We start from the raw sequence: 18,766 nt of genomic DNA, 5'->3' as shown, positions 1-18,766 counted from the left end.
ATCCAGTTTCGTTAGAGATCATAACGCCGATAATTGGATGACTTTCCAAACACAAACTACCGGTTACGTTTCTTCATTGTTCGTACCGGTCTCCGCCCTCTTCGTTATCCGATATTTGCTGGGCGACATGCCATTATGCTGTTTGAACATTTTGCTGAAATGATATTCCTCGTAATACCCGCACAGCTTGGCCACTTGATTGACGGGATAATCGGTAAAGACGAGATAACCGCATGCCTGACGGTTGCGTATATGATCCAAATATTGTTTGGGTCCCATACCCGTATGCTTCAGGAACATCTTGCGAAGATACGAAGGAGAAATGCTGTGCGTGTGGGCCAATTGTTCAATTCGCAAATTTTCTTTGTAGCTGCTCTCCAAGGTTTGTTTAATCTTCTCATACGAAGCAAATACGCCCGACTCTTCGATATTCCAATCCGGCGCCTTGCTGTGCTGCAATTTGTTCAGTAACAGAAGCAGCCGAGATTCAGGAACGCTAGAGCCGTCTGTTACTCGGGCAGTCCAGCTCCGATTGATTTCACGGAAACACGCGCCAAGCTCTTCGGCTTGCGGATCTCCGTATCGACTTAGAAAAGGGAGGCTCAGTTTGCCAACCGGCATCGCATTCTTCCATACCGCCTCGTAGACTAGCTCCGCGCAATCGAACAACACCATGGTCATGCGAAGCGGCGCCTCCGGATCCGAACGCATGGACATCTCCAGTCCCGGTCTTAAATACGCCAGCATGCCTGCCTCCACCTGATGCTCGATGTTCGTCAGGAAGGTCCCTCTCCCCTCATGAATCCAATAGAAGCTATGGACATTCACAAGGTTGCGAATATCCTTCCAGCCGGGATACGTTGATTTATCGAGAATGAGATGAATATGGACAACAAGATGTTTGGTAGCTTGGCTAAGGTCTGCCATCTTGCATTACCTCCTGGAATCGTTCAGTAAATAAACAGGCTCGAAAATGACATGCGAATATCGGTTTCTTCCATTCAGCTGCCCGGGCCGTCATGCTATATTAACCATATTATCAGACGATTACCACGCCGGCTATGAATAGCTGAAGCTTAAGGAGGATCCGCATTGATTCGTACTTTTCCGGAGCATCATATTCGTAAAACCAAGCTGTTAGACGGGCCTTGGGACTTTATAAGAGATCCTGAAAATAAGGGACGGCAAGAGAAGTGGTTCGAGCGATTTCCACATGCCGAGAAATCTCTCTATGTGCCTTCCTGCTGGAATAACGAACTTCATTTGTATGATTACGAGGGCATCGCCTGGTACAGGAAAAAGCTGCGGACCGAAGATACCCGGCATGTCCGGCTTATTTTCCATGCCGTATTAGGCCATGCCGATGTCTATCTCAATGGACAACATCTTGGTTACCATTATGGCGGGTATACGCCGTTCGAATTTATCCTCCCTTCCCTTCCTGCCGGAGAGCATGAGCTGATTGTCCGGGCAGACAGCACGCTCGACCGCCTGACTATTCCGACCGAAGTGGTGGACTGGTTCCATTACGGCGGTATTATCCGCTCGGTTGAGCTTCAGACCTTACCGGATATTTATATCGATAAATTCGCAATTAACTATGAGCTGGATGGGGCTGCAGCAGACGTTAAGGTTCAAGTGCGTTTTAATTCGCTCTCGCAAGCCGATGGAGCCGCACTTTTCACCCTATCCGTAGACGATCAAGTCATCCGTTCTGAACAAGTACATGTGGGAGCCGGTCAAACGAAAGAGCTTCAATTCGAATTCCGATGGAATGACGTCCGGTTGTGGAACCCTGGTCAGCCGGAGCTCTATCTGTTCCGGGCTGCCATTGAACATGACGACAAATATGAACGGATCGGCTTCCGCAAAATCGAAACAAAGGATCACCGCGTACTAATCAATGGCTCTCCCGTCTACCTTAGAGGCGTTAACCGGCATGAGGAGCATCCGGAATGGGGCTTCGCCTTCCCTCCCAAGCTCATGCAGAAGGATCTGGATATCATTATTGAGCTTGGCTGCAATACGGTACGCGGCTCCCATTATCCTCAAAGCCCATATTGGTTGGACTTATTGGACGAGAACGGGATTGTTTTCTGGAGCGAGATTCCGATCTGGGGAGCTGCTCTTCCCAATGAGACCGTCTGCGAACCTCTCTTTCAGGAGCGTGCGTTGTCGATGTTGGAAGAGATGGTCCATATGCATATCCATCACCCTTCGGTTGTATTCTGGTCCGTTCATAACGAGATTGATACAAGAACGCAAGACGCTTACGAGTTGACGAAGAGGATGGTCGAGCTCGTGAGGAAGCTGGATTCCAGCAGGCTTGTGACCTATGCCACCATGCATCCGCTCGAGGATGTCCTGCTTCCGTTGTTTGACGTCATTGGCATAAACAAATATTACGGCTGGTATGAAGGCCAAGTTGAAGGCTTTAGGGAGATGCTTCAACAATTCCATAAACGGGCGGAACAGTTGAGTGCGGGAGATAAGCCGATCCTGATGACCGAATTCGGCGGCGCCGGGATCTTTGGCGATGTCGGCTGGGAGCCAAGGCTGTTCAGCGAGGATTACCAGGCGCATATCGTCACCGAGGCGCTAGGCATTTTCAGAGAGGATCCTCGCATAGGAGGCACTTATATCTGGCAGTTTGCGGATATCCGCGGTGATCTGAAGAGCAGCGGCAGACATTTCCGCGACCGGGCACGCAGCTTCAATAACAAAGGGCTGGTCAACGAATACCGCAAGCCGAAGCAGTCCTTCCGCGAAGTGCGCCGCATCTACCGGGCTTGGAGCGAGCTGGATCAATAGACAGCAAAAAGAGACAGCCGGAGCTGTCTCTTTTGCTGTCTATTATGTCATTCTCCTTCTTAGCTTTGAATAACCGAAATAAGCTCCTTAAGCGACTCAATGGCATAGGTGGGTTTAATCTCGTCCGAAACGGATACTGCCCTGCGATTGTAGAAGCAGAAGTCGATTCCAGCGTTTTGGGCTCCGTGATAATCATCGCTTAACGAATCTCCCACAAAGAGAACCTCGCTTTTTGTCAGCTTTAGCTCCTCAAGAGACAGATCAAAGATTTCTTTTCCCGGTTTCCGTACGCCCGCTTCATCCGATACGATGATGGAATGAAATTTCTCGTAGATTTGACCGGCGGCAAGTCTCTTTCGTTGCGCCAGGCCTAATCCATTGGAGATAATGCCCAGCTTATGCGTCGCATGAACCTGTTGAAGCAGCTCTTCCGCTCCAGGCTCAAAATAGCAAGTATTGCAAAAATGATGCCAATAGGTAGCAGACAGCTTCTCATAGGCAGAATCTTGAAGACTAATCGTATCTCGGAACGAATGAATAAGAACATCCTCAATGGTTTGATGAGACCCGCGCTTATGAACAAAATCCAACCAATGCTTGAAGTTATGTCCGAGGTACGCTGGCCAGAATGCATTCCAGCTCGCTTCATTATCCAGGTCCATGTTATGTTCGCGGACCGTCCGTCTCATGCATTCCGCTTCGCTATACGTATAGTCCAGCAAGGTGTTGTCCAGATCGAAAATAATCGCTTTATACATAACGGGTTCCCCATTCTACCATTCCGCAATACTGCCGTCACGGTGGCGCCACACCGGATTCCTCCAGTTATGCCCGACCGCAGCCATTTGTCTGACATGCTCCTCGTTAATTTCGATTCCGAGGCCCGGGCCTTGCGGGATGGTCACATGCCCATCTTGATAGTCGAATACGGCAGGATCCTTCAGATAATCCAGCAAATCTCCGGTCTCGTTATAATGAATGCCAAGGCTTTGCTCTTGGATAAAAGCGTTATGGGAGGTCGCATCAACCTGCAGACAAGCGGCGAGCGCGATTGGTCCAAGCGGACAATGAGGCGCAAGCGCCACATCATAGGCCTCCGCCATCGAAGCGATCTTTTTGCATTCGGTAATTCCGCCTGCATGCGACAAATCCGGCTGGATAATATCCACCGCCCCATCGCTGAGCAGCTGCTTGAAATCCCAACGCGAGAACATCCGCTCGCCGGTCGCGATCGGAATCGACGTATGCTTGGTAAGCTCCTTAAGAGCTTCGTTATTTTCCGGCAATACCGGCTCCTCTATAAACATCGGGCGATAAGGCTCAAGTTCTTTGGCCAAAATCTTGGCCATTGGCTTATGGACGCGCCCATGGAAGTCGATTCCGATCCCAATGGATGACCCTACCGCATCGCGTACGGCTGCGATTCGGGCAACGGCCTCATCGATTTTGTCGTAAGAATCAATGTATTGAAGCTCTTCCGTACCATTCATCTTCACTGCGGTAAATCCGGCGGCAATGATTCTTCTCGCTTCCTCGGCCACCTCGGCCGGACGGTCTCCGCCAATCCAGGAATATACGCGCATGGTGTCGCGGCAGGCGCCGCCCAGCAGCTGATAGATTGGAGCGTTATAGAATTTCCCTTTTATATCCCACAGGGCTTGGTCAATTCCCGAGATCGCGCTCATCAGAATTGGACCTCCCCGGTAAAATCCCGAACGATACATCATCGACCAATGATCTTCAATTCGCATCGGATCCTTGCCGATCAAATATTCCATCAGCTCGTGAACGCAAGCTTTTACCGTTTCGGCGCGTCCTTCCACGATAGGTTCGCCCCAGCCCGTAATGCCTTCATCCGTTTCAATCTTCAGGAACAGCCAACGCGGCGGAACTTGGAACAATTCATAGCTTTGGATTTTCATAATGTCCTCCCGGAAAGTGAGTGAGTGATTGAAATACAGCAGTTTTGAAAGCGGTCACATGAATAAAAAAACAATTCCCGTAACTTATTCTTCGCCGGTACGGCATTTCCCCCCTGAGCCAAAAAGAAAAACGTGCTCGTCCAAGAGGACGGCACGTTTCACGTTTAATAATGAATCATATGGGCAATAACCATCAGAACCGCTCCGATTACGATCCACATGCACATCAGCGGCCAGAAGAATTTTACCCACTTCTGATACGGAATGCCTGACACCGCCAGACTCCCCATGAGTGCCGAAGAGGTTGGCAGGATCATATTCGAGAATCCGTCGCCAAGCTGGAAGGCAAGCACGGTCGTCTGACGCGTTACTCCAATGAGATCCGCCAGCGGCACCATGATAGGCATCGTAGTTACGGCCATCCCGGTGCCCGATGTAATAAAGATGTTCATGACGTTCTGGAACAAGTACATGCCCAGCACCTGCACCGGACCCGGCAGCTCGCCAACCAGAGTGGATAAGCCGTATACAATGGAATCGATAACGCTGCCTTGATCCAATACAACCATAATGCCCCGGGCAAAACCGATAATTAACGCTCCGTATGTGATCGCCTTCGCGCCTTTTACGAATTCCGAAGCAACCCGGCTTGGTCCGTATCCCGCGCAAAATCCGCTCACAACCCCCATCGTCAAGAACAAGGCGGCAAGCTCCTCCATCCACCAGTCCTTCTTCGATACTCCCCAGATCAGAGTAGCGAAACCAATGATGACAACTGCCAATGTCAGATAATGCTTAAGCTGCATGCGGGGAAGCTTGTTCAGATCAAGCTCTTTCGTCACGACTTCCTTTTCGAGATCGCGAACGAGGCTTTTCTCCGGATTCGAACGAACCTTGCCCGCATAACGGACGATATACAAGCTTGTTACCGTAATGAGGCAGAGGAGAAGGATAATCCGCAGCCATGCCCCGGAGAATAACGGAACCTCTGCAATGGCTTGCGCCAGTCCCACGTTAAACGGATTCAGAATGCCTGCGGTAAACCCGCTCGCGGCACCAAGCGAGACCATCGCCGTCCCGGTAAGCGCATCAAACCCAAGCGCTCTTGCAACGGCAATACCGATTGGCACGAAGACCATAACTTCCGTCGACATGCCCATCGTAAATCCGGCAACCGAGAACAGCATAATAAAGATCGGGATAACCCATCTGCCTTTATTGGCGAAGTTTTTGGCAACCCTGCCCGTAATGGCTTCGATTGTCCCCGTAGAAGAGATGATCTCGAACGTGCCGCCAATAATAAGGATGAAAAAGACGACGTCAGCGGAATCCACTAGTCCGTGAACGATAGCTTTCGGGATGCTTACCAGGCTTACGGGGCTGGCATCGACTTCGTGATAGGAATTCGGCACAACAAGCGTTTTGCCCGTTGCCTGATCTTCGGCCCGTTCGAACTCGCCTGCCGGAACCACGTAAGTCAAAGCAGCAGCGACAAATACGAGAAAAATAAGAATGACATACGTATGAGGCATTTTAAACCATTGCCGGGATGCCGGTTTAGCCAGGTCTTTCATTGTCTTATCCCCCATTTTTAGAATTGCTCCATTCCTCGAACTCTTTGCGGACAAGCCTTAATGCATCACGGTCCGAACAAAGATCGTAAGCGGTCATAGCCAGAGCTTTCGCCGATTGGTTCAGCTGAATCATTCCTTCCTCTGAGCCGGCGAGACGCGCGAATTCCGGCGTATGCGTCGTTGCGTCTCCAAGCCGGATATAAGGATGGATAACAGCGGTCATTTGACTGACATTGCCAATGTCCGAGGAACCAACGCCGCCCTTCTGCGGGGGATCGTTTACCTCAAGGCCAAGCTCTTCCTCCAGGTTGCGTGCGAATAAGCCTGCCAATGCTTTATTATTGTTCCGCTCCGCATAAATCAGACCTTCCTTAATGTCGACCGTTACCCCTACGCCTTCTGCCGCGCAGCGGACGGCGCGATATACCTTTTCCCGGACCGTCTCCAGCTCCTGCACGGTGGATGCCCGCAAAATAAACACCATTTCGGTCAGCTCGGGCACAACGTTAGGCGCGTCCCCGCCCTTCGTTATAATGCCGTGAATCCGGACATCCTCCTTCATAAACTGGCGCAAGGAATTGATTGCCACATAGGCGTTCACTAGAGCGTCAAGCGCGCTGATTCCTTTTTCCGGCGAGGAGGAGGCATGGGCCTGTTTTCCGTGGAACGTAAACGTGGCATCCACGCACGCAAGCGCGCCTCGAAGCACCATCGTTTTGTTCTGCGGATGAACCATCATCGCCGCGTCAACTTCATCAAATACTCCGTCGTTGCACATGATGATTTTGCCGCCGCCTTCCTCTTCGGCAGGCGTGCCAAGCACGATGATTTTACCCGGCAGCTCCGGGAAAGTACGTTTAAGCGCGAGGGCGGCGCCAACCGCAGCCGTTCCGATCAAGCTATGGCCGCAGCCATGGCCAAGTCCCGGAAGCGCATCGTATTCGGCCAGCAGCGCTATTGTTGGTCCGCCTGCTGCCCCTTCCCAAGTTGCGCGGAACGAGGTCTCAAGACCCGAAATCCCTTTTTCCACCGCAAAGCCCGCTTCCATCAGCGGTTCCGTGAGCCATTGCTGCGCTTTATGCTCGTGAAAGCTAAGTTCCGGATACGCATGAATGCGAAGAGACAGCTCACGCAGCTGCGCGTCAAGCGAATCTACCGCTTGCGCAATCCGTCGTTTGGAATCTTTGTTGCCCATCAAGTTCCCACCTATCCTAAAATGCCGTATATTTATGCATCAATATGTATCAAATAATAAGGAAACCGGCCAGATAAGTACAATTAATTGTTTTTTGGGGAAGCGCATAACTTTTTTTATGGGTCATGGGAACATGAAAAAGCCCTGCATGCTCTCATGCAGGACCTCATGTGCGTGTATGCTCGCTTGTCATAAAATCAACGAATCTATCCACGATTGCCAGCTCGCGCGTCTGATTCCGGTATAACATCCATGTATTTCTGCGGATCGGCTCTCCGTTCTTCTGCTTTAATTCCAGCGAATATAAACCATCCTCCGGTGAAACGAATACGCCGGGTACAATGGAATAGCCAAGCCCTTGCTTGACCATCTCCTTGCAAGTCTCGTAGGCATCGACCTGCATGGCTATGTTCGGAGGAACCTGATAATGCTCATGCCACCATTCCCGAATGGTATTGCCCAATGTGGACGCGGATGCGCGCACCGTCTTGGACTTGGGTTCGCTGTAATGGATATGCGGTAGCTCCGGAAGCCGGTCAAGATGGATAGGCTCACGGGAAATCAGGCAGATGGGCTCGTCATGAAGCAGCTCCTTCGCTTCCTGCCACTGGTAATTTCCGCGCACGATTCCTATATGAATCTCCTGCTCGGTTAACAAATCGAGAATCTCCGAGCTTAAAGCGCAGGTGACGTGGAATTGCACTTCGGGGTACAGATCCTTGAACATCCTAAGCAGAGGCGGCAGCTTGTATAAGCCGTAATAGCTCGCTACTCCGAGACGAAGCGTGCCTTTTACGTGACTCCTCATGTTAAGAAGATAATCTTTCATCGCTGCCATCTCGTCGCGCATCTTCTTGGCAAAGGAGGCCAGAGCCTCGCCTTCCGGCGTCAAATACGTTCCTTTCGTATGCTTGACAATAAGCGGAACGCCGAATTCCCGCTCCATCTGCTGAATCCGGTACGTTAAGGCAGGCTGCGTCATATAGAGCTTTTCCGCCGCTTTCGTCAAGCTTTGTTCCTCGGCTACGTATTGCAGAATAACCGTGTCTTTATCGTCCAATCCTTAACGAGCTCCTTTTTAATTCCTCGGATAGCTGACATTCATAATATCCATAAACGGGACTTTATCCAATCCCGATGACGTCTCGATATGGACTTTGCCCGTCCTTGAATCCATCGCCGTAATAACGCCTTGAACAGGTTCCTCCCTGCCCCATACGGTAAGGACGATCGTGGACGTTTCATAGAAAGCTTCGCTTAACTGATTCCCTATCTCTTCCAGTACAAACTCGTCCCTCGTTGGACGCTTTGGCACTTTTGCTTTCGCCATATTTGTCTATTACCTCCATTAAGCCTTTCCTCTTGTTGTCCAATCATAACATATCCCGGAAGATTTAATGTCCGATTGGGGTGAAAAAAATCTTCCATCCGGCCTCCGTCCGATAGGATTGAATAATAGGCCATATTCCAAACGCATTTTACTTCGCTCGCGAGAATAGACATAAAGGTGGCAAGAGATTGATGAAGGAGGTATATAGATGGACAATAATCAAGGTTTTCCGGAGAATAATGCCCCGATGCCTAAGCAGAAATCAGCTAAAAAAGAGCATCACCATGGTTTATCGCCATCGCAATGGAGCGCGATTGACAGTCCGGCCGCTCTCCATTCGCAAACCGTAGGCGCTCGCGGCCCCATTCTCGAACAAGACAGCGTGCTGCATGAGACAATGGAGACCTTTATACATAACAAAATTCTCGAAAGACCCGTACATGTCAAAGGCTGGGGCGCTTTTGGCTACTTTCAGACCGTAAATTCCATGGCCGCCCATACGAAGCTGTGCTTCTTGCAAAGGCCTGGCCATCAGGTCCCCGTTACGGTCAGGTTCTCCCTTGCGGTCAGCAATAAGGGAACCCCGGATACATCCCGCAATGTACGCGGATTCGCGACCAAATTTTATACGGACGAAGGTGTCTTCGACCTGGTTTTCAATCATATTCCCGTCTTTCTGATCAGAGACCCTATTCGTTTTCCGGAATCCATACAGGCTTTCTTGCCTTCGCCTATCAACAATTTAATTGACCCCGAGAGGTTCTGGAGCTTTATCGCAAGAGCGCCGGAATCCACTCATTTTATCGTATGGCTGTATTCCGATGCCGGAACGGTCAAGAGTCTCCGCCATATTCCCGGGCATAGCGTAAATACATACGTCTGGAGGAATGCGCAGGGCGTCCGAACCTATGTTAAATACCACTGGATTCCTTATGCCGGTGTCGAGACCATAGACGCCGAGGAATCTGCGGAACTAAGCTGCAAGAATCCCGATTACGCCGGTCAGGATCTATACGATACGCTTGCTTGCGGAAAAACGGTAGAGTACGGCTTATACGTCCAGCTGATGGATCCTTCGGATGAGGGTAGCCTTCCTTATGATCCGCTCGACGATACGAAAATTTGGGATGAGGATCAGTTCCCGCTACTGCCGGTCGGCAAGCTTGTCCTCAACCAGAATCCGGACGATTATCAGGAGCAGGTGGAGAAGCTTGCCTTCTCTCCATCCAATCTGCTGGATGGCGCCGAGCTGTCGGATGATAAAATGCTGCAAGGACGTTCGAATATATACGCAGATTCGCAGCGTCACCGGATCGGGCCGGACTTCCGCAAGGTGCCGGTCAATCATCAGGCGAACTGGACTCCGGGCTCTATGCAGACCAGCGGCAACGGACGGTACGTGGAAGGGCATCTTGTGAGGTCCGACATTCCAAAGTCCGATGATTTCACGCAAGCGGGTCAATATTACGATCGTCTGCAGCCTGTACAGAAGGATCATCTCGTCAAAAATCTGGCCGGCGATCTCTCCGCGGCATGCGAGGAAACCCAAGCCATTGTACTCGGTTATTTAAGCAAAGCTTCAACCGAATTAGGTGAACGCGTCGCCAAGCAAATTCACGCTCAGAAAAGCTGACGTTTACATGCAAAAAACCGTTCCCGGAAAAAGGGAACGGTTTTGTTTTTCACGCGGTTACTTTGGCTGAGGCATGAATACGGTAGGTTCCTGACCCAAGGGAAAGCACTAGCAATCCGCCTTCCTCCCGGAAACCGATAACGCCGGGAGCCAAGCGAAGATCGGCGCCATTAACCGAGATGGCATCAGGCAGCGCACCTTGCAATCTCACTTCCGCCGTCGTGTTGGGAGGAAGCTCAAACTCGTAGCTCACAGCCCCGTCTACGCCCGTACTCCATCCGCTACGGATCAATCCATAAACGGATTTATAGGAGGCTTTGGCGTAAGTAAGGCCAGAATCCGTGCGCGGACGGAAAATAATGCGCTTATAGCCCGGCTGAGATTCATCCAGATCAAGTCCGGCTACAACCCTGTACAGCCATTCGCCGATAGAGCCGTAAGCATAATGGTTATAGGAGTTCATATCGTCGCTCCAGAAGGAACCATCCGCTTTAATGCCATCCCAATGCTCCCAAATCGTAGTTGCCCCTTGGTGAATGGAATAGAGCCAGGACGGATAGTCCTCCTGCTGCACCAGCTTAACCGCCACATCGTGATAGCCGTTCTCCGACAGAACATGACTTAAGTAAGGCGTTCCTACAAAACCGGTCGTTAGATGGAACTTTTGCTCCGTTACGTAGTCCGCCAGCGTTTTGGCCAGCCGATCTCGCACTGAGCCTTTGACAAGTCCAAACATCAACGGCAGAACGTGAGCGGTCTGCGTATGAGCGGCAAGCCTTCCGTTAGGCGTAAGGAATTCACGCTCGAAGGCTGATACAATTCGATTGTACAGCTCGCGGTAATGCTCCGCATCGTCCGTGCGGCCGAGCACTTCGGCGGTTTTGACGAAGAGTTCCGTAGAGTAGGCATAATAGCAGGTTGCAATCAGATCTCTAGGCGTTGCTCCGACATAATCCCCTTCCTTGGCGTCCAAGCCCAGCCAATCTCCGAAGTGGAAGCCGGTATTCCAGAGGTATTCGTCGCTGCCTTGCTTGCGAATGTACTCGACCCACGCCTTCATGCTGTCATATTGCTCTTCAAGCACGCGCTTGTCTCCGTAACTGAGGTACACCGTCCATGGACAGATCACCGCGGCATCGCCCCAAGCTGCGGAAGAATGAGAATTCTCGTCCAGCACATGAGGAATAACGAACGGCACTCCCCCGTCACTGCGCTGGTCTGCCTTCAGGTCGCGAAGCCATTTGGCGAAAAACGGAGCCACGCCATAATTGAATGCGGCCGTACGGATAAAGACTTGAGCGTCGCCCGTCCAGCCAAGCCGTTCATCGCGCTGCGGGCAGTCCGTCGGAACATCGAGGAAATTGCCGCGTTGTCCCCAGATAATATTTTGCTGAAGCTTGTTTAACAGAGGATGAGAGCACTCGAAAGCACCCGAAGCCTCCATATCCGTATGAAGGACATGTCCGGTGAATTGATCCAGGTTCAGCGCGGCATCCTTCGGCCAGCCCATAATTTTCACGTAACGGAAGCCTTGGAACGAGAAATGCGGCTCGTATTCCTCTTCTCCGCCTTTGCAAATATATCGAACCGTCTGCTTCGCTTTGCGCAAATTGCCGATATAGAAGTTGCCCTCCCGGTCCAGCACCTCGGCATGCTGAATCGACAGCTCCGTACCTGCCGGCAGCTCGATGCGGAAATGCAGGCGTCCGACCATGTTTTGGCCCATATCCAGCACCGTTTCGCCGGAAGGGGTATGAATAAGCGCGATAGGCTTTAGCTTCTCGGTTATGCGGACGGGTTCGTTTTCCTGCATGACCAGGATATCCTTCGATTGGGCAAGCTCCGTTACGCCAGCCCAGGAATGATCATCGAAGTCTGGCTCCGACCAGCCCTGAATTTCCAACCGGGCATCGTAGGTTTCGCCATGATACAGCTCCGACATGAGAATTGGACCGGTAGCCGCGCGCCAAGACGCGTCGCTGGCGACTACTTCCGACGATCCATCGTCATAGTCGATATGAAGCTGAAGGAGCAAAGCGCGAATGTTGCCGTAAATGCTTTTCTGATTGTTCCAAGCCAAGTCGCCTTTGTACCATCCGTTCGCGAGAGAAGCTCCTATTGCATTGTTCCCTGCCGCAAGCTGCTGCGTCACATCATAAGCCTGTACTTGGAGTCTGCTGGAGTAACTCGTCCACCCCGGCGTATATTCCCAATCGCCAACTCGTTTGCCGTTCAGCTCCAATTCGTATAGTCCAAGCGAGGTCGCGTACAAGGTTGCGCGGCAAATGTTGCTGCGTGCCGCAAAGCTTTTGCGGAGCATAAAAATCTCCTCCGACTGCGGATCGATAGCCGTCGCATCTGGCGTAATCCAGGACGCCTCCCAATCCGTGGTTTGGAGAAGGCCCATTTCCCAATATGCAGCGTTGCTCCATTCCGACTCGTTGCCCTTGTTATCCCATACCTTCACCCGGTAATAGTAACGGCCTCGCGCCTGCAGCGACTGCCCGCCGTATTCGATCAGCGTCGATTGCTCCGATTCCACGCAGCCGGTGTCCCAGACCAGCTCCAGATCATCAAATCCTACCAAACCGCAGGATACCTGAATCTGATAAGCGAGCTGCATCACATGGACGTCATCCGATTGAAGCTGCCAGCTGATGCGCGGCGATATCGCTCCGAGTCCAATTGGATTATGCTGATATTCACAACGCAAATGGTTTACTTGCAACAAAGTCATATACGAATTTCCCCTTCCGGCAATCTTGTATGCTATGCAGCATCATTAACTTGATTGTATGGCAAGAGAGATCGACATTCAGGGGATGATCCGGACATTTTCATGGGTGGATCTGGACATCTTGCAAACGGTTTCGTACGATAGAGACAAATAGCTTTAGTCGCTGAAAGGAGTATGGACGATGAGCATCAAACGAAGCTCCTATGTGATGTCAGCCGCGTCTTTTTTCGAGCCCGGCGTACCGCTCTACGTTAACCGCGCCTACGAAAGCTTTGACATGGATGAGCATTCGCATGAATTTGTCGAGATTACGTACGTCAGCGAAGGTGCCGGCGTCCATTATATTGCAGGCGAAGCCGTTCCGGTTGAGCATGGAACGTTATTCTTTATCCCCGTCGGGCAAAGCCATGTCTTCCGGCCGAAAACGCCTAAAAAAGACCGGCCTCTAATCGTCTACAACTGTTTGCTGCCGTCATCTTTCATGAGCGAATTGCGGGATGGCTTCCCTTATGCCTCTGAAATTTTGGACTGCTTTACGGATGAGAGTCTATCCTGGTTCTCAGTCAAGGATTCCACGGGAGAGTATCATGCGATGTTCCGCGAGCTCTATCAGGAGTTTGCCGCCAAGCCGCCGGCATATATGGTTGTGCTTGCCTCACTCGTTATGCGGATATTAACGGGACTCTATCGGCATAAGCAGCAGATTATCGCCCCGGCCGGCGACAGGCCGCAATGGTTAAGCGTGGACGAAGCCATCGCTTATATTGACCGGAATTATTCGTCTGAGCTTAAGCTAGGCGAGCTCGCGGCCCAAGCCAGGCTTAGCGAAAGGCAGTTCAGCCGCCTGTTCCGCCGCCATACCGGGATGAGCCTGATCGAATACGTGCAGAGCATCCGCATGGATGCCGCATGCCGCCTCTTAACCGCCGGTCACGGCAGCGTTGAAGAGATCGCAGGTGCCGTCGGTTATGCGGACCTAAAGTTCTTCTACCGTTTGTTCAAGAAAAAAACCGGGGTTACCCCCCGGCAGTATCGCGATGCTATGTTGAATAAGTAAGCCGTATAGAAACTGAAGCGGAGGTCAAATGAATTGACGCTTCAAATTTCCTTCTTTCTTAAAAGCTCGTTATATATTTCGGTTACTTCCGCGTAACCTATTAATCGGGCACCTTCCTGGAGGTTAATGATTTTCCCGATCCAAAGACTTTCCGGATACACTTCAGGCGTAATAAAGGTAATTGTCCCTTTTACTGTGTCCCCTGGTTCAACGATGTCGGTTTCATACTTGTGAATACCTGTCGTCAAATAATCAGGTCGCACTAAATGGGCTGGCCGGTATCCCGAAGATACCGGTCTATTTTTGCCGATGTTTCCATTCGCACTAAGAATCGTAATAAGAGCTTCTATATCAGCCATAATCTGGACACCTTTAATAGTATTCATTAATTAACGCATGCTACCTAATCCGGAACGTATCCCCATCATCCACCGCATCATACAGCTTGCAGCGGGAATCGGGCATCTTGAACGGAGAGTGAAGGATCAGCTTCCACTCCCCGTCAAAGGTCTGGAAGAGCATGCCATGTCCGCTGTCGTCGAAAACAAGCGGCTCCAGCTGCTCCCACGGTCCTTCCAGCTTGCCGGTTGCCGATCTTGCAATCGTCTGGACATAGCTGCCTTTATCGTAAGTCGACCATAACATGACGAGCCGGTTCTCCTTCGTCCGGTACAGCTGGCAGCCGTCGGTCACATAAACAGACGGCGCCCCGCCATCCTTATGCTCGCCATTATCCCACGGAGCGTCCGAGCCGTTAAACAGATGGATTGGATCCGATGCCCGATCGGATAGATCATCGGTTAACCGCACGGCCTCAACGGTTCCATCCGTCGTCTGCACCCACTCATGGCAATACACCATCCAGGGCTTCCCTTCTTCGTCTATATACAAGGAGCCGTCCAGCGTCATATGCTCTTCGGGCGGAACCGGAGCATCCCGCTTGATGATCTCGAATGGCCCCTCCAAGGAATCAGAAACAGCGATAACGGAGCCGCGCCATTGAAGCGGATAACCGCCGTTCCCCTCTCCTTCCAGCTTCTTGTCGTTATTATGTAACGTAACAAAGAGATAATATCGGCCGTTATAGGCATGAACCTCCGGCGCCCATGCGCCATGCTTCGGATTCGCCCATATTCCGTCGGGAATCGCGAAAACCACATATGGTCCTTCCCACTTGGAGAGATCCTTGCTTTTATATGCGAGAACGCCATAACGGTCCAATCCATGGATTCTCGGGCCGCCGCCCGTATACAAATAATAGGTTTCCGTAGTCTTATCCGCTACTATAAACGGGTCATGCGCCGGAATATCGGCAAGCGAGTGGCCTGTACTCGGGTTTGCAACATCTGAAGCCGTGTTATACGCGTTCATATCAACAATCCCTTCCTATTGGTTGTAATCCCTCTGAACATTTCTGTATCATATCGGCTATTCCTCTAAAGGTACCCAAGTTTAACTCGAACTTTTAGTCCAGATGCCGTCTCCTGTATTCGCCGGGCGGCATCCCCATCTGGTCCGTAAATACGTTCGTAAAATAATGAACGGATTGAAACCCCGAATCCGCCGCTATTTCCTTCAGCGAAGCAATAGAGGTTTTTAATAGAATCTCCGCATGCTTTAACCGCTCATTACGCAAATAAGACAGGAACGTGTCTCCACCGTCCATCTGAAACAAGCGGGATAACTGCCTGGTCGACAGATTCATATAATCCGCAACCTCCTCTATCTTAAGCGGCCGGGAGAGGTTATCTCTAATGTATTGCTTAGACTGGCGCAGAACCGCATAACGGGTTGAATCCGTCGACCTGGCTGGGCTCGGCGCGGAGACATTGCCCTCCTGACCAAACGGCTGGACCAGACTCGTGAGCAGGATGCCTGCCATCATGGTCAGATCCTCGATTTCATTGTATGGCTGGCATGAGGCATGATGGTACAACCCAAGCCAGTAATGGATAGACCTTGTATAGTCCGCATTTTTAAATACCACATTGCCCGTCTCCAGATTACGGCCATAGCGGCGGAAATCTTCTTCGCGCGAACTCTCCGGATCAAGCTCGTAAGCTACATACATGAGCCCCATTCCGTTCTCGCTTCGGATCTGATGCCAGACACCGGGCCGGGATACGAACAATGTCCCCGCCTCAAGTCCGTAAACGGTATCCTCATCCTGGTATTCGCCTACGCCCGACAACACGTAGCAAACTTCGTAGTAAGAATGCTTATGGATGTGATTGCTGTAATGCTGCGGGCGCAAGTCCCAGTAGTGGACTTTAAAGGCAAGTCCGCTTGCCTTGCATTTCGTAAGCATTTCATTCAAAAAACGGCTGCCGTTTTCAATGGCCTCTATGTTCATCTTGTCACATCCTGGCGTAAATTCTTAAAAGGATGGCTTTTTTAGCTAAATACACCCGATGCCAGCAATCCTATAATCAGAGTATAAGTAATCGCTTACCAATCCATCAAGCAGAGGAGCGAATAAAATTGATTACTCAAAACGATGTAGAATTTTACAAAGAAAATGGCTATCTGTTAGTCCAAGGCTTATTCTCGCAGCAAGAGGTTGAAGACATGAGAATAGCCATTGACGGCATTCTGAGCCGTGCCGCACAATCGAAGTTTGACTCTAACGCAGCCTGGCAAGGTGACTACCTTCCGCCGGAGCAGCTGAAAAAGCTTGTCTTGAAAGGCTTCCATGACGTTCAATACCATGATGCGGCATTCATGCGCGCGGCTATTCATCCGAATATGGCTGCTGTTTTGTCCCAATTGATTGGCCCTAACGTTCAGCTTCACCATAGCAAAATGCTTGTTAAGCCGCCTGAAAACGGCGCCGCTTTCCCTTTGCATCAGGACGCGCCATACTTCCCGCATGCAAGCCACACCATGCTGGCGGCAAGCGTTCACCTGGATGACGCCGATATGGAGAACGGCTGTCTCTGCGTTATTCCGGGCACGCATAAGAACGGCATGATGCCGCATGTCGGACGCCATTACCTCGATCACCGGGAATATCCGATCTCGATGGCGACGCCTTGCCCTGCCAAAGCCGGCGACGTTCTGTTCTTCAACTATTTGACGGTTCACGGCTCGGACGTTAACCGCAGTACCCGCAACCGCCGCAACGTTCTGTTCCAATACCGCGATCCGATGGATGTCCCAACTTTAGACACGCATGTCAACTGGGGACAAGGTCTTATGATATGCGGCGAAAATCCGATCTACCGTGAATATCACGCGAACCATACCCTTCAAGCGAAATAAAAATAAAATCGCAAAAAAAGGCAGTCCATCGGACTGCCTTTCCTCTATTCCTCAATTTCTCTATTCCTCTATTCAGCGCTAGGCTGTCCCAATGCTTTACGCACCTCATAAAGAGCCGGATCAATTTCTAGTTCCATCCCTAAAGCGAGCTTCGCAAGCTGGCTGCCGATAAACGGGCCTGCCGTTAGGCCGGAAGCGCCTAATCCGTTGCCCGTCAGTAGATTATCCCAACCCGGAACGGCACCAAACACCGGCAGGAAATCTGCCGTAAACGGCCGGAAGCCCACGCGCATCTCCAGGAATGTACTGTTTGCAAGCTCCGGGGCAAGAGTAAGTCCCTTATCTAATATCTCTTGCATACCTCCGGGCGTTACCCGCGTATCATAACCGGAAATGTCGTTTTCGTGAGTCGCTCCAATGACGATCCTTTGCTCGTCAAAGGCCAGAAGATACTGATCCGTAGGCGGCATAATAACTGGCCAGCTTCCGGTCTGATTCTCTTTGTTCTGCAGCTCTACATGCATGATTTGTGCTTTTTGATAGCTGACTTGGAAATTCAGGCCAAGAGGCTGCAGCAAAGCCCCCGCCCAAGCTCCGGCGCAAACGACAATCTTATCTGCCGGGTAGAAAGTCGATCCTATCGTTACGCCTGTAACCCTGTTCGTCTCGTATTCCATTCTGGCATCACCGACAATAAATTCCGCCCCGTTCCGAATCGCCGACCGGATAAGCGCATCGCGAAGCGCCCGGCCGTCCACCCGCGCAGCTCCGCCAATGTGAACGGAAGAATAGCCTTCCGCCAGCAGCGGGAACCGTTCCCTTGTTGCTTTCTCGTCAAGGGTAGCGATACTGCCGATTTCGGGCGCGTCTTGCCGCTTTGCGTAAGCCCGCTCCGACATTTTTTCGATTTTATCCGGATCCGTATGTATGCTGAGGGCCCCAACCCGGGCGTAGCCGGTATCCGTTTCCCCTTCTGCTTCCAATTCCACAATTAACGCCGGGTAATAACGCGCCCCGCCTTTGACCAGCTCGTACCACGCTTTATTCCGTCTTTGTGACAGCCATGGACAGATAATGCCGGCCGCGGCATCCGTAGCTTGTCCTTTGTCTTTGCGATCTATAATCAGAACCTCGGCGCCGGACTTCGCCAATTGGTAAGCCGTCGATGCCCCAAGAATCCCTGCTCCAATAACGATAACCTTCACGAAAACACTCCTTCCACCTTATCTATTATAACGGTCCGCAA

Annotated in this window: 16 protein-coding genes; 4 read left to right on the top strand and 12 right to left on the bottom strand. The window is 51.2% G+C overall.

All coding sequences use genetic code 11. The features are described 5' to 3' along the window. Positions 1-63: 63 nt before the first annotated feature. Positions 64-927, bottom strand: coding sequence for a helix-turn-helix transcriptional regulator (locus PGL01S_RS05550; protein ID WP_127492265.1), 864 nt, complete (start codon positions 925-927; stop codon positions 64-66). 165 nt (positions 928-1,092) lie between these two features. Between PGL01S_RS05550 and PGL01S_RS05545 the strand changes: the two genes are divergently transcribed. Continuing rightward, entirely contained in the window at positions 1,093-2,811 is a 1,719-nt protein-coding gene (locus PGL01S_RS05545; protein ID WP_127492263.1) for a glycoside hydrolase family 2 TIM barrel-domain containing protein, read from the top strand. Between the two features lie 59 nt (positions 2,812-2,870). On the opposite strand, the gene PGL01S_RS05540 is transcribed toward PGL01S_RS05545, so the two are convergent. From PGL01S_RS05540 to PGL01S_RS05515, 6 genes are all read right to left on the bottom strand, one after another. Continuing rightward, positions 2,871-3,569, bottom strand: a complete 699-nt coding sequence (locus tag PGL01S_RS05540) for a YjjG family noncanonical pyrimidine nucleotidase (protein ID WP_127492261.1) — start codon at positions 3,567-3,569, stop codon at positions 2,871-2,873. Positions 3,570-3,584: 15 nt separating this feature from the next. Beyond that, positions 3,585-4,733, bottom strand: a complete 1,149-nt coding sequence (gene dgoD / locus PGL01S_RS05535) for a galactonate dehydratase (protein WP_127492259.1) — start codon at positions 4,731-4,733, stop codon at positions 3,585-3,587. Positions 4,734-4,897: 164 nt separating this feature from the next. Beyond that, the gene (locus PGL01S_RS05530) at positions 4,898-6,307 is read right to left on the bottom strand and encodes a YfcC family protein (protein WP_127492257.1); all 1,410 of its coding nucleotides are present in this window, start codon (positions 6,305-6,307) and stop codon (positions 4,898-4,900) included. A gap of 4 nt (positions 6,308-6,311) precedes the next feature. Next, entirely contained in the window at positions 6,312-7,502 is a 1,191-nt protein-coding gene (locus PGL01S_RS05525; protein WP_127492255.1) for a M20 family metallopeptidase, read from the bottom strand. Positions 7,503-7,668: 166 nt separating this feature from the next. After that, positions 7,669-8,562, bottom strand: a complete 894-nt coding sequence (locus tag PGL01S_RS05520; protein WP_127492252.1) for a LysR family transcriptional regulator — start codon at positions 8,560-8,562, stop codon at positions 7,669-7,671. Positions 8,563-8,580: 18 nt separating this feature from the next. Continuing rightward, complete coding sequence (locus PGL01S_RS05515) at positions 8,581-8,832, bottom strand: YolD-like family protein (RefSeq protein ID WP_127492250.1); 252 nt, start codon at positions 8,830-8,832, stop codon at positions 8,581-8,583. Positions 8,833-9,079: 247 nt separating this feature from the next. Here PGL01S_RS05515 and PGL01S_RS05510 point away from each other — a divergent pair, with 247 nt between their 5' ends. Continuing rightward, complete coding sequence (locus tag PGL01S_RS05510) at positions 9,080-10,465, top strand: catalase (RefSeq protein ID WP_244935521.1); 1,386 nt, start codon at positions 9,080-9,082, stop codon at positions 10,463-10,465. A gap of 49 nt (positions 10,466-10,514) precedes the next feature. Here PGL01S_RS05510 and PGL01S_RS05505 read toward each other — a convergent pair whose 3' ends face one another. Continuing rightward, on the bottom strand, positions 10,515-13,202 hold the full coding sequence (locus PGL01S_RS05505) for a family 78 glycoside hydrolase catalytic domain (protein WP_127492246.1): 2,688 nt from the start codon (positions 13,200-13,202) through the stop codon (positions 10,515-10,517). A gap of 181 nt (positions 13,203-13,383) precedes the next feature. Between PGL01S_RS05505 and PGL01S_RS05500 the strand changes: the two genes are divergently transcribed. Beyond that, positions 13,384-14,259, top strand: coding sequence for an AraC family transcriptional regulator (locus tag PGL01S_RS05500; RefSeq protein WP_127492244.1), 876 nt, complete (start codon positions 13,384-13,386; stop codon positions 14,257-14,259). Positions 14,260-14,300: 41 nt separating this feature from the next. On the opposite strand, the gene PGL01S_RS05495 is transcribed toward PGL01S_RS05500, so the two are convergent. From PGL01S_RS05495 to PGL01S_RS05485, 3 genes are all read right to left on the bottom strand, one after another. Continuing rightward, positions 14,301-14,618, bottom strand: coding sequence for a hypothetical protein (locus PGL01S_RS05495; protein ID WP_244935516.1), 318 nt, complete (start codon positions 14,616-14,618; stop codon positions 14,301-14,303). A gap of 40 nt (positions 14,619-14,658) precedes the next feature. Next, a complete protein-coding gene (locus PGL01S_RS05490; RefSeq protein WP_127492239.1) occupies positions 14,659-15,630 on the bottom strand; it encodes a glycoside hydrolase family 43 protein in 972 nt (323 codons plus the stop codon). A 94-nt stretch (positions 15,631-15,724) separates the two neighbouring features. Beyond that, positions 15,725-16,612, bottom strand: coding sequence for an AraC family transcriptional regulator (locus PGL01S_RS05485; protein WP_127492237.1), 888 nt, complete (start codon positions 16,610-16,612; stop codon positions 15,725-15,727). A 128-nt stretch (positions 16,613-16,740) separates the two neighbouring features. On the opposite strand from PGL01S_RS05485, the gene PGL01S_RS05480 reads away from it, so the two are divergent. Beyond that, positions 16,741-17,520 (top strand): phytanoyl-CoA dioxygenase family protein, encoded by a 780-nt coding sequence (locus tag PGL01S_RS05480; protein ID WP_127492235.1) that lies wholly within the window; start codon positions 16,741-16,743, stop codon positions 17,518-17,520. Positions 17,521-17,588: 68 nt separating this feature from the next. Here PGL01S_RS05480 and PGL01S_RS05475 read toward each other — a convergent pair whose 3' ends face one another. After that, complete coding sequence (locus PGL01S_RS05475) at positions 17,589-18,725, bottom strand: NAD(P)/FAD-dependent oxidoreductase (RefSeq protein ID WP_127492233.1); 1,137 nt, start codon at positions 18,723-18,725, stop codon at positions 17,589-17,591. Positions 18,726-18,766: the final 41 nt, after the last annotated feature.

It is taken from the genome of Paenibacillus glycanilyticus NBRC 16618 (genome assembly GCF_004000805.1).
In the GTDB taxonomy this organism is placed as follows: Bacteria; Bacillota; Bacilli; order Paenibacillales; family Paenibacillaceae; genus Pristimantibacillus; species Pristimantibacillus glycanilyticus.
The sequence above is the reverse complement of the archived record's forward strand: the minus strand, read 5'-3'. Positions and strand labels throughout refer to the sequence as shown.